This window comes from Streptomyces albicerus, from assembly GCF_008905045.1.
GTDB lineage: Bacteria > Actinomycetota > Actinomycetes > Streptomycetales > Streptomycetaceae > Streptomyces > Streptomyces albicerus.
The window spans coordinates 1-14,771 of record NZ_VWMY01000134.1; the positions used below are offsets into that span (position 1 = coordinate 1).

Genomic DNA, 14,771 nt, shown 5'->3' on the forward strand with positions numbered 1-14,771 from the left:
CGGTTACATTCCGAACCCGGAAGCTAAGCCTTACAGCGCCGATGGTACTGCAGGGGGGACCCTGTGGGAGAGTAGGACACCGCCGAACTATTATTAATAGAGCTGGTCCCTGAACTTCGGTTCAGGGACCAGCTCTTTTTTGTTGTGCGTCACTTGGAGTTCACGTTGCGCGACCAATATCCGGAGCATGGGTACTGCTGCAATGCTCAGGGCCGCGGGTGTGGGAACCGGTGACGAGGTCATCGTGCCGGCCTTCGGCAACGCCGAGGTCGCCGAGGCCGTGATCCTGGCCGGTGCGCTGCCGGTGTTCGCCGACATAGACCCGGCCACGTACTGCTTGGACGCCGCAGAGGTGAACGCGGTCGTCGGTCCGCGGACGGTCGCCGTCGTCGCCGTACACCGATTCGGGCGGCCCGCTGACATCGCGCAGCTGCGGCTGGTCGGGCAGCGGCATGGGCTGCTGGTGTTGGAGCAGGGCGAGTCCGAGGCGCCGTACGACGAGATCGAGCAGCGCAGGGCGCATGCGGCGTTCCTCGATGGGCGGCTGAGGGGTGTGCGGACGCCTGAGCGCGGTGCGGGGCACACGTACCAGCAGTACGTCGTGCGGGTGCCGGGGAACGGTCGGCCGGACCGGGACGCCTTCGCGCGGGCCGTGCGGGCCAAGGGAGTTGAGTGCCGGGTGCCGGTGAAGACTCCCGTGCACCGGATGCCCGTATTCAGGCGGGACGTTTGCCTGCCGGAGACCGAGCGGGCCGCCGATGAGACGCTGGCGCTGCCTGTCGACGGGTCTTTGACGAAGCGTAAGATGCAGCGGATCGTGTCCGCGTGCAATGCGCTCGGTGGGCTGCTTCAGCCCGCTTTCTGATCGGTCGAACGTGGTTGGGAGCGCGGGGCCGTTCGGGGTATGATCTATTGCGTTGCCGCGAGGGAGACCTCGAAAGCAACAGGCCCCTATAGCTCAGTCGGTAGAGCGTCTCCATGGTAAGGAGAAGGTCAACGGTTCGATTCCGTTTGGGGGCTCCGACAGAAAAGGCCTTCGCCCGATGGGGCGGAGGCCTTTCGTGTATCCCGGACCGGTTCTCCCGGCCCGGGCTCAGTCGTGGTGAAGGCCCGGAACGCGCATTGCCAGAATGGCCATGTCGTCCGACGGGGCGTCGGAGGCGAAGCGTTCGACCGCGCGCATGATGCGGGCGGCCACCGCGCCGGCCGTGAGGCCCGTACAGGTGGTGAGGACGTCCGTGAGGCCGTCGTCGCCCAACATGCGTGTGCCCTCGCGGCGTTCGGTGACGCCGTCCGTCACGCACAGCAGGACGTCGCCGGGTTCGAGCGTCACCGTCTGCTCGTACAGCTCCAGGTCGTCCATGACGCCGAGGAGCGGCTGGGGTTCGGCTGCCGGTTCGACCGTGCCGTCCTGGCGGAGGCGGAGCGGGAGCGGGTGGCCGGCGCAGACCACCTTCAGGAGCGCCGAGCCGTCCTCCTGGGGCCACAACTCCCCGTACAGGAGCGTCAGGAAGCGGCTGCGGGCGCCCTCGTCGAGGATCGCGGAGTTCAGGCGCTCCAGGACCGCCGGGCCGCCGAAGCCCTCGCGGGCCAGCAGGCGCAGCGCGTGCCGGGCGAGTCCTGTTACCGCGGCCGCCTCGGGGCCCGTACCGCAGACGTCGCCGATGGCGAAGCCGTACGCGCCGTCGCGGATGGGGAAGAGGTCGTAGAAGTCGCCGCCGACTTCGTTGCCCTCGCCTGCCGCGCGGTAGATGACCTCGACCTCGACGCCCTCAATGTGGGGGAGTTCCGGGGGCAGGAGGCTGCGCTGGAGGGACTGGCTGATGGCCATGCGCTCCGAGTACAGGCGGGCGTTGTCCAGGGCCAGGGCGGCCCTGCGGCTCAAGTCCTCTGCGAGTTCCAGGATTTCCTGGCGGAAGTGTTCGTCCGAGGGCTTGCCGAGCGTGAGCATGCCGATGACGCGGTTGCGGGCCACCAGGGGGAGTACGACCGTCTCGCCGCCGACCGCTGCGGCCGTCTGCAGCGTCGTACCGATGCCGGAGCTCACCGTCGCGGGCTCGCCGAGGCCGAGGCTGCGCATGGAGGTGCGCAGGGCGGCCTCGTGGGCCGCCTCCGCGGGGGCGGCCCAGACACGGGCGCCCGGAGTCGGGACCGGGTCGGGCGGGGCGATCTTCGACAGGAGGGCCTTGAGGCCGTCGATGCGCTCCTCGTCCTCGTGGAGGACGTACGAGAGATACGGATCGGAGGCCTGGTCGGCGATCGTGTAGACGGCGCACCAGGTGGCCAGGGTCGGGACCGTCATCTGCGCCATCAGGGCCAGTGTCTGATCGCGGTCCAGTGTGCCCGCGAGGAGGTCGGACGCTTCGACGAGGAAGGACAGGGAGCCGCGACGCAGGCGTTCCAGTTCGCCCAGGCGGGCCGACTCCACGGCGAGTGCGATGCGGTCGGCGGCGAACTGGAGGCGCAGGGCCTCCTCGTTCGAGTACCGGCCCTGGGCCTCGGCGGCGACGCCCAGCGAACCGGTGAGGCGGCCCTCCACCTTGAGCGGGACCGTGACGACCGAGCGCATGCCGGTGCCGCTGAGCAGCGGTACGGCGCCGGGGACGACCGTGAGGTCCTCGTGGACGGCCGGCATGCGGGCCGAGCCGTAGCGGCCGGGGCCCGCCTCCACGGGGACGCGGGCGAAGCGCTGGCGGGCGGAGGGGAGGCCGGTGGAGGCGCGTACCTCCAACTCCGTTTCGTCGTCGGTCGCCAGGAGCAGGAAGGCGGAGTCGCCGTCGAGCATGTCGCGGGCGCGCTCCACCGTGCGCTGGAGGAGGCCGTCCAGGTCGTCGGGGGCCGGTGAGCCGATGAAGACCTCGAAGGGGTCCGACGCCTGGCCCTCGGAGCTGGTGGTCGTGTCGGTCGCCGTCGCGCGCAACGGGGTCTGCAGGACGGCGCGTTCGTGGTCGCGTACGAGAAGGCAGACCGTGGAGGGTTCGCCGCCCGTGTCCCGTACGCGCAGATGTGAGGCGTAGACGGGTGTCACGCGGCCGCTGGCGCTTCGGACGCCGTAACTGCCCTCCCAGCGGGAGAGTTGGAGGGCTTCGACGATGCCGGTGCTGGTGCCGGGGGTGTGCGGCCAGGCAGCGAGGTCGGTCAGGGGCTTGCCGATGACCTGCTCGGCCCCGTAGCCGAAGAGCTCCTCCGCGTCCTCGTTCCAGGAGTTGATGGCGCCGGAGCGGTCGATCTGGACGACCGCCACGCGGACGCGGCCGTCGGCGAGCGGGAGCAGGGCGGCGGGGAGGGCGGGGCCGGCCGTGCGGGTGCCCACCGAGCGCTGCGGGAGTTCCAGTTGGAACCAGACCTGCTTGTGCGTGGGCGTGTACTCGACGCCCCAGCGGCCGGCCAGGGCGGCGCAGAGCTGGAGGCCGCGGCCGCCCTCGCGGTCCGGGCTGCCCATGTTGATGGCGGTCGCCTGGAGTGGAATCTCGCGTTCCGGGTAGCGGTCCGCCACCTCGATCCGTACACCGTCGTCACTGCGCAGGCACAGGACGTCCGCGGAGGTACCCGCGTGCACCACGGCGTTGGTGACCAGCTCGCTGGTGAGGACCACGGCGTCGTCGACGATGTCGGCGAAGCCCCAACCTTGGAGGGTGTCACGGACGAAGGAACGAGCGGTCGCGACGGACCGCCCGACAGGGTCGAAGCTGGCGGCCGCGCGCGCGGTGATCACAGAACTCCTTGTCCGGTCGTCGGCGTGCAGGGCTCCGTGGCCGACCCGCTCCTGCCGGGGCAGGAACTCGTTCCCCGTCGGCCGGGGATCCTGGGGCGGTCCCCCAGGATGCAGTCCGGTGGTCATGGTGCGGTGCCCCTCCGATGCCTGCCCGCTCGTACTCGTGCCACCGCCCAGGCCGGAAGGACCGGCGCGGCTGGACAGCCGCATGCAAGGTTACTTACCTTCGCGGTCCGTGCGGATGCCGGTCGCCACTGTTTCAGTCCGGAGGGTGTGTGCGGACGATGTGCGAAGCTGCCGAACTGTTATGGCCTGGTTCAGCCATGGTGAAACACTGGGCAAGCTTCAAAGGAAGGTCCGGGCAGGCTGAGTGCCTTCCAGTATGGCGAGCAGAAGTACCCGAGTACGCCGAGCAGTAATTGGTCGACCCTTGCGGGAGGGACACAGTGGAGTCTGGCGCAGCGACGCGGGGCAGTAAGACGCGCGCGAAAGGCGGACAGTCCCTGAGCAATCAGCGCAAACCGCGCAATGGCACCACCGCGGTGGATACGGCTGCTTTGAACAGACTGCTCGCGGCCCTGGTGTCGATGCGGGACGGCAACTTCCGCAAGCGGCTCACGGTCTCCGGCGACGGCGTGATGTCCGAGATTGCGGCGGTTTTCAATGAAGTGGCCGACCGGAATCTGCATCTGACGGGCGAGCTTTCGCGCGTACGGCGCATGGTCGGGCGCGAGGGGAAGCTGACGGAGCGGCTGGAGTCGGGCGCGTGCGAGGGTTCCTGGGCCTCCGCGATCGACAACTCCAACGCGCTCGTCGACGACCTCGTGCGGCCGGTCTCCGAGGTCGGCCGGGTGCTGTCCGCCGTGGCGGAGGGCGACCTGTCGCCGCGTATGGAGCTGCGGGCGCAGGCCGCGGACGGCAACGGGCATCCGCTGCGCGGAGAGTTCCTGAAGGTCGGTCGTACGGTCAACAACCTGGTCGACCAGCTGTCCACGTTCACCGACGAGGTCACGCGCGTGGCCAGCGAGGTCGGCACGGAGGGCAAGCTCGGCGGGCAGGCGCGGGTGCGCGGAATGTCCGGTTCGTGGAAGGATCTCACGGACTCGGTCAACACCATGGCGTACCGGCTGACGGCTCAGGTGCGGGACATCGCGCTCGTGACGACGGCGGTCGCCAAGGGTGACTTGTCCCGGAAGGTCACGGTTCATGTGGCCGGCGAGATGCTGGAGCTGAAGAACACCGTCAATACGATGGTGGACCAGCTGTCCTCTTTCTCCTCGGAGGTGACGCGAGTCGCCCGTGAGGTGGGCACGGAGGGCGAGCTCGGCGGGCAGGCGCAGGTGCCCGGTGTGGCCGGTGTGTGGAAGGACCTCACCGATTCGGTGAATCTTATGGCCGGCAATCTGACCGCCCAGGTGCGCGGGATTGCTCAGGTCACGACGGCGGTCGCCAATGGTGACCTGTCGCAGAAGGTGACCGTTTCGGCACGCGGTGAGGTCGCGCAGCTCGCCGAGACGATCAACCAGATGACCGAGACGCTGCGTACGTTCGCGGACGAGGTCACGCGTGTGGCCAACGAGGTCGGCGGCGAGGGGCGGCTCGGCGGGCAGGCGAACGTGCCGGGTGCGGCGGGAACGTGGAAGGACCTCACCGATTCGGTGAACACGGTCTTCCGGAATCTCACCACTCAGGTGCGGGACATCGCCGCGGTGACGACGGCCGTGGCCAGCGGTGATCTCTCGCAGAAGGTCACCGTCGACGTCGCCGGCGAGATGCTGGAGCTCAAGAACACCGTCAACACGATGGTCGACCAGCTGTCGAGTTTCGGTGCCGAGGTCACCCGCGTGGCGCGCGAGGTCGGCGTCGAGGGCGAGCTCGGCGGTCAGGCGCAGGTGCCGGGCGCGGCCGGTACGTGGAAGGACCTGACGGACTCCGTCAACACGGCGTTCCGCAACCTCACCGGACAGGTGAGGAACATCGCGCAGGTGACGACGGCGGTGGCCAACGGCGACCTGTCGCAGAAGGTCACCGTGGACGTCTCCGGCGAGATGCTCCAGCTGAAGAACACCGTCAACACGATGGTCGACCAGCTCTCGAACTTCGCCGACCAGGTCACGCGCATGGCGCGTGACGTGGGCACGGAGGGCCGCCTGGGCGGTCAGGCGCGCGTGGACGGCGTGTCCGGCACGTGGAAGGACCTCACCGACTCCGTCAACTTCATGGCGGGCAACCTCACGTCCCAGGTGCGGCAGATCGCCCAGGTGACGACGGCGGTGGCCCGGGGCGACCTGTCGCAGAAGATCGAGGTCGACGCGCGCGGCGAGATCCTCGAGCTGAAGAACACCATCAACACGATGGTCGACCAGCTCAGCGCCTTCGCCGAGCAGGTGACCCGGGTGGCCCGTGAGGTGGGTACGGACGGCCGGCTGGGCGGTCAGGCGCAGGTGCCCGGCGTCGCCGGTGTGTGGCGCGACCTGACCGACTCCGTGAACGGCATGGCCGGCAACCTCACCGCGCAGGTACGCAACATCGCGCAGGTCGCTACGGCGGTGGCCCGCGGTGACCTGTCGCAGAAGATCGACGTGGACGCGCGCGGCGAGATCCTGGAGCTGAAGAACACCCTCAACACGATGGTGGACCAGCTCTCGAACTTCGCCGAGCAGGTGACCCGGGTGGCCCGTGAGGTGGGCACGGAGGGCATCCTCGGCGGGCAGGCCGAGGTGCAGGGTGTCTCCGGCACCTGGAAGGACCTCACGCAGTCCGTGAACTTCATGGCGAACAACCTGACCATCCAGGTGCGCAACATCGCCGAGGTCACGACCGCCGTCGCCATGGGAGACCTGTCCAAGAAGATCACCGTCGACGCCAAGGGCGAGATCCTCGAACTGGTCACGACCGTCAACACGATGGTCGACCAGCTGTCGTCGTTCGCCGAGCAGGTGACCCGGGTGGCCCGCGAGGTGGGCACCGAGGGCCAGTTGGGCGGTCAGGCGCGGGTGCCCGGGGTCACGGGCATCTGGAAGGACCTGAGCGACAACGTCAACCTGATGGCCTACAACCTCACCATGCAGGTGCGGAACATCTCGCAGGTCGCGGCGGCCGTGGCCAACGGAGACCTGACGCGGACGGTGACGATCGAGGCGCGCGGCGAGGTCGCGCAGCTCGCCGACACCTTCAACACCATGGTGAAGACGCTGAGTTCGTTCGCCGACCAGGTCACCAAGGTGGCCCGCGAGGTGGGCACGGACGGCATCCTCGGCGGCCAGGCGCGCGTACCGGGCGTGTCCGGTACGTGGAAGGACCTCACCGAGTCCGTGAACGGCATGGCGTCGAACCTGACCGGCCAGGTGCGCAACATCGCGATGGTCACCACGGCCATCGCCAAGGGTGACCTGACCAAGAAGATCGACATCGACGCGCGCGGCGAGATCCTGGAGCTGAAGACGACCATCAACACGATGGTCGACCAGCTGTCGTCGTTCGCCGAGGAGGTCACCCGGGTGGCCCGGGAGGTGGGCACCGAAGGGGCGCTGGGCGGCCAGGCGCGCGTACGCGACGTCGACGGAACCTGGCGCGACCTCACCGAGTCGGTGAACGAGATGGCCGGGAACCTGACCCGGCAGGTGCGTGCCATCGCGCGCGTGGCGACCGCGGTGACCCGTGGTGACCTCAACCTGAAGATCGATGTGGACGCCTCGGGCGAGATCCAGGAACTTCAGGACTACATCAACAAGATGATCGCCAACCTGCGCGACACCACCATCGCCAACAAGGAGCAGGACTGGCTGAAGGGCAACCTCGCACGGATCTCCGGTCTGATGCAGGGCCGCCGCGACCTCGCCGACGTGGCCTCGCTCATCATGAGCGAGCTGACTCCGGTGGTCTCGGCGCAGCACGGCGCGTTCTTCCTGGCGATGCCGCTGGACGACGGAAAGGACGTGGGCGCCGCGCACGACGACTCGTACGAGCTGCGCATGCTCGGGTCGTACGGCTACTCCATGGGCTCCATGCCGACGTCGTTCCGGCCCGGTGAGACGCTGATCGGGACGGCCGCCAAGGAGAAGCGCACGATTCTCGTGGAGAACGTGCCGCCGGGGTACCTGAAGATCGCGTCCGGACTCGGTGAGGCGCCTCCGGCGCATGTCATCGTGCTGCCGGTGCTCTTCGAAGGGACCGTGCTCGGTGTGATCGAACTGGCGTCGTTCCAGCCGTTCACGCAGATCCAGAAGGACTTCCTCAACCAGATCGCCGAGATGATCGCGACGAGCGTCAACACGATCGCGGTCAACACGAAGACCGAGGTACTGCTCAAGCAGTCGCAGGAGCTGACCGAGCAGCTCCGGGAGCGGTCGGCCGAGCTGGAGAACCGGCAGAAGGCACTCCAGGCGTCCAACGCCGAGCTGGAGGAGAAGGCCGAGCTGCTGGCCCAGCAGAACCGCGACATCGAGGTCAAGAACACCGAGATCGAGGAGGCGCGGCAGGTCCTGGAGGAGCGCGCCGAGCAGCTCGCGGTCTCCATGCGCTACAAGAGCGAGTTCCTCGCCAACATGTCGCACGAGCTGCGTACGCCGCTCAACTCGCTGCTGATCCTGGCGAAACTGCTCGCGGACAACGCGGACTCCAACCTCACTCCGAAGCAGGTCGAGTTCGCCGAGACGATCCACGGGGCGGGCTCCGACCTGCTCCAGCTGATCAACGACATCCTCGACCTGTCGAAGGTCGAGGCGGGCAAGATGGATGTGTCGCCGACCCGTATCGCGCTGGTCCAACTCGTCGACTACGTAGAGGCCACTTTCCGCCCGCTGACCGCAGAGAAGGGCCTCGACTTCTCCGTACGGGTGTCTCCGGAGCTGCCGGCCACGCTGCACACGGACGAACAGCGGCTGCTTCAGGTGCTGCGCAACCTGCTGTCCAACGCGGTGAAGTTCACCGACTCCGGAGCGGTCGAGCTGGTCATCCGGCCGGCGGGCGCGGAGGTGCCGGTCGCCATCCGGGAGCAGTTGCTGGAGGCGGGCTCGCTGCGGGACGCGGACGCCGATCTGATCGCGTTCTCCGTGACCGACACCGGCATCGGCATCGCGGCCAGCAAGATGCGGGTGATCTTCGAGGCGTTCAAGCAGGCGGACGGCACGACGAGTCGCAAGTACGGCGGTACGGGACTCGGGCTGTCCATCTCGCGGGAGATCGCGCGACTCCTGGGCGGCGAGATCCATGCGCAGAGCGAGCCGGGACGCGGCTCGACGTTCACGCTGTATTTGCCGCTGCACCCGAGCGAACTGCCGCCGCAGGGCTATCCGCAGCTCGCTCCGTCCATGGCCAACGGAGAGCTTCTCGCGGCCCCGGACGACGGGGCCGGGTCCCATGTGGAGACGCCCGCCGAGGTCAAGTCGTACCAGGAGACCCAGAACGGGGCCGCCGCGCTCTTCAGGCGGCGCCGCAGGGCGATGCCCGCGGCCGAGCAGCGGCCGGCGCTGTCGGGGCAGCAGGCGCAGGCCCAGGAGCACTGGGCCGCGGGCGGCAGGGATGTGGCCGCGCAGCAGCGCGGTGTCATCCACTTCGAGGGCGAGAAGGTGCTGATCGTCGACGACGACATTCGCAACGTGTTCGCGCTCACCAGCGTTCTGGAGCAGCACGGGTTGTCGGTGCTGTACGCCGAGAACGGTCGCGAGGGCATCGAAGTGCTGGAGCAGCACGACGACGTGACGGTCGTCCTGATGGACATCATGATGCCCGAGATGGACGGCTACGCGACGACGACGGCGATCCGTCGGATGCCTCAGTTCGCCGGGCTGCCGATCATCGCGCTCACCGCGAAGGCGATGAAGGGCGACCGGGAGAAGGCCATCGAGTCGGGCGCCTCCGACTATGTGACGAAGCCGGTCGATCCCGATCATCTGCTCGCGGTGATGCAACAGTGGATGAGCGGACAGTGACGGGACGGCGGGCGTTGAGCGGTCGGCGAGGCATGATCCGATGGCGGGGCGGGCGCGCCGACTTGTTGACTGACTGTGCTCGAAGCCGTGTAGAAACCCGGGATTCGGGGAACCTTCTGGTCTCCCGCTACGTTTCTGCTACGTGCACAGTGACATCGCGGTGACAGGGTGTGGCGACAGGCGGGGTGCGGCTACCATGACCGGCACAAGGACGGGCGGCGCAAGGGAGTCGTCCCCTGGGGCGGCGCCCGGTGCACTGCCGGGGCGAGGAGGGCGGGCCATGGTGCAGAAGGCCAAGATCCTCCTGGTCGATGACCGGCCGGAGAATCTGCTGGCGCTGGAGGCGATCCTCTCCGCGCTCGATCAGACACTGGTTCGGGCATCGTCCGGGGAGGAAGCGCTCAAAGCACTGCTCACGGACGACTTCGCGGTCATTCTGCTGGACGTCCAGATGCCGGGCATGGACGGTTTCGAAACCGCCGCGCACATCAAGAGGCGAGAACGGACCCGGGACATCCCGATCATCTTCCTCACGGCGATCAACCACGGCCCGCACCACACCTTCCGGGGGTATGCGGCGGGTGCGGTGGACTACATCTCCAAGCCGTTCGATCCGTGGGTGCTGCGCGCCAAGGTCTCGGTCTTCGTCGAGCTCTACATGAAGAACTGCCAACTCCGGGAGCAGGCGGCGCTGCTGCGGCTCCAGCTCGAGGGCGGTGGCGGCAAGGCGGCACTCGGCCAGACCAAGGAGCCGGCGGGGCTGCTCGCCGAACTCTCCGCGCGGCTCGCGGCCGTTGAGGAGCAGGCCGAAGCTCTCTCCAAACAGCTCGACGACGACTCGGCGGACGCGGCGGCGGTGGCGACCGCCGCCCATCTCGAACGCAAACTCACGGGATTGCGCCGGGCACTGGACGCGTTGGAGCCCGGCACCGGGAACGGCGCAGCTTCGCTGCCCTCGCAGAACTGAGTCGGCCCGGGGTTCGCTCAGTGCGCTGCAGGGCGTGCGCGGGTTGATGGAGGCTGGTGGCGCAGCGCCTCGCGTCCCTTACGGGGGGTTTGAGGTGAACGTCGTTGTTCCCAAGTGGAATTGGTGTTGAGGTGGCGTCAGTTCGGCGCCCCTTGTGAGCGACACGAACGGGTGAAGCAGTAGGCACACGTGTCCGCAGTGGTCTCCACCGGTAACCTCACACTCATGGCCTCACGTCAGCCCGCAGCCAAGAAGTCGCCCGCGAAGAAGGCGGCCGCTCCGAAGAAGGCTGCGGCGAAGAAGGCCCCTGCGAAGAAAACCCCCGCGAAAAAGGCGCCCGCGAAGAAGGCCGCGGCCAAGAAGGCCGCGCCTCCGAAACCGGCGCCCAACCCGACCGGGGGCGTGTACAAGCTGGTACGCGCCCTCTGGCTGGGCGTCGCGCACGCGGTCGGTGCCGTGTTCCGCGGCATAGGGCGGGGCGCGAAGGGGCTCGATCCGGCGCATCGAAAGGACGGACTCGCGCTGCTGCTGCTCGCACTCGCGCTGATCGTCGCCGCCGGTACCTGGTCCAACCTCCGCGGTCCGGTGGGCGACCTCGTCGAGATGCTGGTGACCGGTGCCTTCGGCCGCCTCGACCTGCTCGTGCCGATACTGCTCGGGGTCATCGCCGCACGCCTCATCCGGCACCCCGAGAAGCCCGAGGCCAACGGCCGGATCGTGATCGGCCTCTCGGCGCTCGTCATCGGCGTGCTCGGCCAGGTCCACATCGCCTGCGGGGCACCCGCCCGCAGCGAGGGCATGCAGGCGATAAGGGACGCCGGCGGGCTCATCGGCTGGGGTGCGGCGACTCCACTGACGTACACGATGGGCGACGTCCTCGCCGTGCCGCTCCTCGTGCTGCTCACGGTCTTCGGGCTGCTGGTGGTCACCGCGACGCCGGTCAACGCCATCCCGCAGCGGCTGCGGCTGCTGGGCGCCCGGCTCGGCCTCGTACACCCGCAGGCGACGGACGACGAGTTCGTCGGCGAGGACGACGAGCGCTACGACGACCAGTGGCGCGAAGCGCTGCCCGCGCGCTCCCGACGGCGCCGGACGTCGCCTGAGACGTACGACCCGGACAGCGCCGAGCAGGAGGCCCTCTCCAAGCGCCGGAGCCGCTCCAGGCGGCCCGCGGTGCGGCAGCCCGCGCCGGACCGGCCCATGGACGCCGTCGACGTGGCCGCGGCCGCCGCGGCGGCGCTCGACGGTGCCGTCATGCACGGGATGCCGCCCTCCGCGCTGGTGGCCGATCTGACGCAGGGCGTCGGCGTGGACCGCGGCGAGCGCGAGGACACGGGCGGGCGCGAGGAGCCGACGCCGGTACCCGCCGCGCGTTCCAAGAGCGCCAAGCCCAAGCAGGAGATGCTCAAGTCCGAAGTCGCCGACCTGACCAAACCGGCCCCCGAGGCGCCGCGCGAGCTGCCGCCGCGCGCCGAACAGCTCCAGCTCTCCGGCGACATCACCTACTCCCTGCCGTCGCTGGACCTCCTGGAGCGCGGCGGCCCCGGCAAGGCACGCAGCGCCGCCAACGACGCCGTGGTCGCCTCGCTCACCAACGTCTTCACCGAGTTCAAGGTCGACGCAGCCGTCACCGGCTTCACGCGCGGGCCGACGGTCACGCGCTACGAGGTCGAGCTCGGCCCCGCCGTCAAGGTCGAGCGGATCACGGCACTCGCCAAGAACATCGCGTACGCCGTCGCCAGCCCGGACGTGCGGATCATCAGCCCGATCCCCGGCAAGTCCGCGGTCGGCATCGAGATCCCGAACACCGACCGAGAGATGGTCAACCTCGGTGACGTGCTTCGTCTCGCGGACGCGGCCGAGGACGACCACCCGATGCTGGTCGCGCTCGGCAAGGACGTCGAGGGCGGCTATGTGATGGCCAACCTCGCGAAGATGCCGCATGTCCTGGTGGCCGGAGCGACGGGTTCCGGTAAGTCCTCGTGCATCAACTGCCTGATCACGTCGGTCATGGTGCGTGCGACCCCCGAGGACGTACGCATGGTCCTCGTCGACCCCAAGCGCGTCGAACTGACCGCGTACGAAGGCATTCCGCACCTGATCACGCCGATCATCACCAACCCGAAGCGGGCCGCCGAGGCGCTGCAGTGGGTCGTACGGGAGATGGATCTGCGGTACGACGACCTGGCGGCGTTCGGGTTCCGGCACATCGACGACTTCAACGAGGCCATCAGGAACGGCAAGGTCAAGCTGCCCGAGGGCAGCGAGCGCGAGCTGTCCCCGTACCCGTACCTGCTGGTGATCGTGGACGAGCTCGCCGACCTGATGATGGTCGCGCCGAGGGACGTGGAAGACGCGATCGTGCGGATCACGCAGCTCGCGCGCGCGGCCGGCATCCACCTGGTGCTCGCCACGCAGCGGCCGTCCGTGGACGTCGTGACCGGTCTGATCAAGGCGAACGTGCCCTCCCGGCTCGCCTTCGCCACCTCCTCGCTCGCCGACAGCCGCGTCATCCTCGACCAGCCCGGCGCCGAGAAGCTGATCGGCAAGGGCGACGGACTGTTCCTGCCGATGGGGGCCAACAAGCCGACCCGTATGCAGGGCGCCTTCGTGACCGAGGACGAGGTCGCGGCCGTCGTGCAGCACTGCAAGGACCAGATGGCGCCGGTCTTCCGGGACGACGTCACCGTGGGCACCAAGCAGAAGAAGGAGATCGACGAGGACATCGGCGACGACCTCGATCTGCTGTGCGCGGCGGCCGAACTGGTCGTCTCCACGCAGTTCGGATCGACCTCGATGCTCCAGCGCAAGCTGCGCGTCGGGTTCGCCAAGGCCGGGCGGCTGATGGACCTCATGGAGTCCCGCAACATCGTCGGCCCGAGCGAGGGTTCCAAGGCACGTGATGTTCTTGTGAAACCTGACGAGCTGGACGGAGTGCTCGCGGTGATCCGTGGGGAGGCTCAACCGTAGGGAATCGGGTCGGGCCGCTTCCGTTGCGGGTGGGTTGAGACCACGTGGGTGAGCAGGTCGGGGCCACGTGGGTGATTCGAACGTGACTCACCCGTAAGGGAACGGTGAGCAACCGTTTCCCTTCGGCGAACGTCAAGTTGAGGGAGGGGACAAGCGCGTGTCCCACCATCAGGTTGTCCGGCCATTCTGATGGCGTACAAAGTCCCACCGCCCGGTTGCCCCACCCTTTCGCACCCCCCATAGACTGAACCTCCAGCACAGGTGGCTACACCCTCGAAAGGCGCCCCCGTGTCCATCGGCAACTCCCCTGACGACAACTCCCCTCAGGACGAGCGTCCCTACGAAGAGGACGATCGCCCCTCGATCGGTCGTGTGCTGCAGCAGGCACGCATCGCGGCGGGGCTGACCGTCGACGACGTCAGTAACGCCACCCGGGTCCGCATCGCCATCGTGCACGCGATCGAACAGGACGACTTCACCCCCTGCGGCGGCGACGTCTACGCGCGCGGTCACCTCAAGACGCTGGCGCGCGCCGTCCACCTCGATCCGGTCCCGCTGCTCGAGCAGTACGACGCCGAGCACGGCGGGCGGCCCGCGCCGACACCCGCGGCACCGATGTTCGAGGCGGAGCGGATCCGTCCGGAGCGCCGGGGCCCCAACTGGACCGCTGCCATGGTCGCCGCGATCGTCGCGGTGATCGGCTTCGTCGGGTTCACGCTGGTCAACGGTGACGACGGGGAGGGTACGAGGACGCAGGTCGCCGAGGGATCCACGCCCACCACCAGCAAGCCCGCCAAGACCAAGCCGACGCCGACGCCCACCGACCCCAAGCCCGATCCGTCGGACAGCGCCATCGCGGCCGCGCCGCAGGACAAGGTGACCGTCCAGGTGACCGCCCCCGACGGGCGCAGCTGGATCTCGGCCAAGGACCACAACGGTCGGCTGCTCTTCGACGGCTTCCTGGAGCAGGGCGACTCCAAGACCTTCCAGGACAAGGAGCGGATCGACCTCGTCCTCGGTGACGCGGGCGGGCTCCAGCTGTACGTCAACGGCAAGAAGATCGAGGACGATTTCCAGCAGGGAGACGTCGAGCGCCTCACGTACACGAAGGGCGACCCCGAGGTCGGATAAGGGTCTCAAGGGGCACGCGGGTACGGGGTTGGCCAAGATCGGCAGGGCCTGGTCG

General features: G+C 68.6%; 6 protein-coding genes, 1 tRNA gene and 1 rRNA gene. 7 read left to right on the plus strand and 1 reads right to left on the minus strand.

Going from position 1 to position 14,771, the window contains the following annotated elements; translation table 11 throughout:
* The 3 genes from rrf to GAS53_RS52640 all read left to right on the plus strand — a co-directional run.
* Positions 1-88: ribosomal RNA gene (gene rrf, locus GAS53_RS52630) — 5S ribosomal RNA — on the plus strand; the annotation flags it as partial.
* Positions 89-202: 114 nt separating this feature from the next.
* Positions 203-865 (plus strand): DegT/DnrJ/EryC1/StrS family aminotransferase, encoded by a 663-nt coding sequence (locus GAS53_RS52635; RefSeq protein ID WP_151484940.1) that lies wholly within the window; start codon positions 203-205, stop codon positions 863-865.
* A gap of 82 nt (positions 866-947) precedes the next feature.
* Positions 948-1,020, plus strand: a tRNA-Thr gene (locus GAS53_RS52640).
* A gap of 73 nt (positions 1,021-1,093) precedes the next feature.
* On the opposite strand, the gene GAS53_RS52645 is transcribed toward GAS53_RS52640, so the two are convergent.
* Positions 1,094-3,841 (minus strand): SpoIIE family protein phosphatase, encoded by a 2,748-nt coding sequence (locus GAS53_RS52645; protein ID WP_151484935.1) that lies wholly within the window; start codon positions 3,839-3,841, stop codon positions 1,094-1,096.
* Between the two features lie 320 nt (positions 3,842-4,161).
* On the opposite strand from GAS53_RS52645, the gene GAS53_RS52655 reads away from it, so the two are divergent.
* The 4 genes from GAS53_RS52655 to GAS53_RS52670 all read left to right on the plus strand — a co-directional run bounded on the left by GAS53_RS52655 (position 4,162) and on the right by GAS53_RS52670 (position 14,716).
* Positions 4,162-9,648 carry a HAMP domain-containing protein gene (locus tag GAS53_RS52655; protein ID WP_151484936.1) on the plus strand — a complete coding sequence of 1,829 codons (5,487 nt, stop codon included), beginning with the start codon at positions 4,162-4,164 and terminating at the stop codon, positions 9,646-9,648.
* A 280-nt stretch (positions 9,649-9,928) separates the two neighbouring features.
* Positions 9,929-10,615 (plus strand): response regulator, encoded by a 687-nt coding sequence (locus GAS53_RS52660; protein WP_151484937.1) that lies wholly within the window; start codon positions 9,929-9,931, stop codon positions 10,613-10,615.
* Between the two features lie 225 nt (positions 10,616-10,840).
* Positions 10,841-13,585, plus strand: a complete 2,745-nt coding sequence (locus GAS53_RS52665) for a DNA translocase FtsK (RefSeq protein WP_151484938.1) — start codon at positions 10,841-10,843, stop codon at positions 13,583-13,585.
* A gap of 288 nt (positions 13,586-13,873) precedes the next feature.
* On the plus strand, positions 13,874-14,716 hold the full coding sequence (locus GAS53_RS52670) for a helix-turn-helix domain-containing protein (RefSeq protein ID WP_151484939.1): 843 nt from the start codon (positions 13,874-13,876) through the stop codon (positions 14,714-14,716).
* The last annotated feature ends 55 nt before the right edge of the window (positions 14,717-14,771 follow it).

What these genes read in the sequence shown, in the direction of transcription:
- GAS53_RS52635 (WP_151484940.1), top strand. Translation starts at nt 203, where the DNA reads ATGCTCAGGGCCGCGGGTGTGGGAACCGGTGACGAGGTCATCGTGCCG.
- GAS53_RS52645 (WP_151484935.1), bottom strand. Translation starts at nt 3,841, where the DNA reads ATGACCACCGGACTGCATCCTGGGGGACCGCCCCAGGATCCCCGGCCG.
- GAS53_RS52660 (WP_151484937.1), top strand. Translation starts at nt 9,929, where the DNA reads ATGGTGCAGAAGGCCAAGATCCTCCTGGTCGATGACCGGCCGGAGAAT.
- GAS53_RS52665 (WP_151484938.1), top strand. Translation starts at nt 10,841, where the DNA reads ATGGCCTCACGTCAGCCCGCAGCCAAGAAGTCGCCCGCGAAGAAGGCG.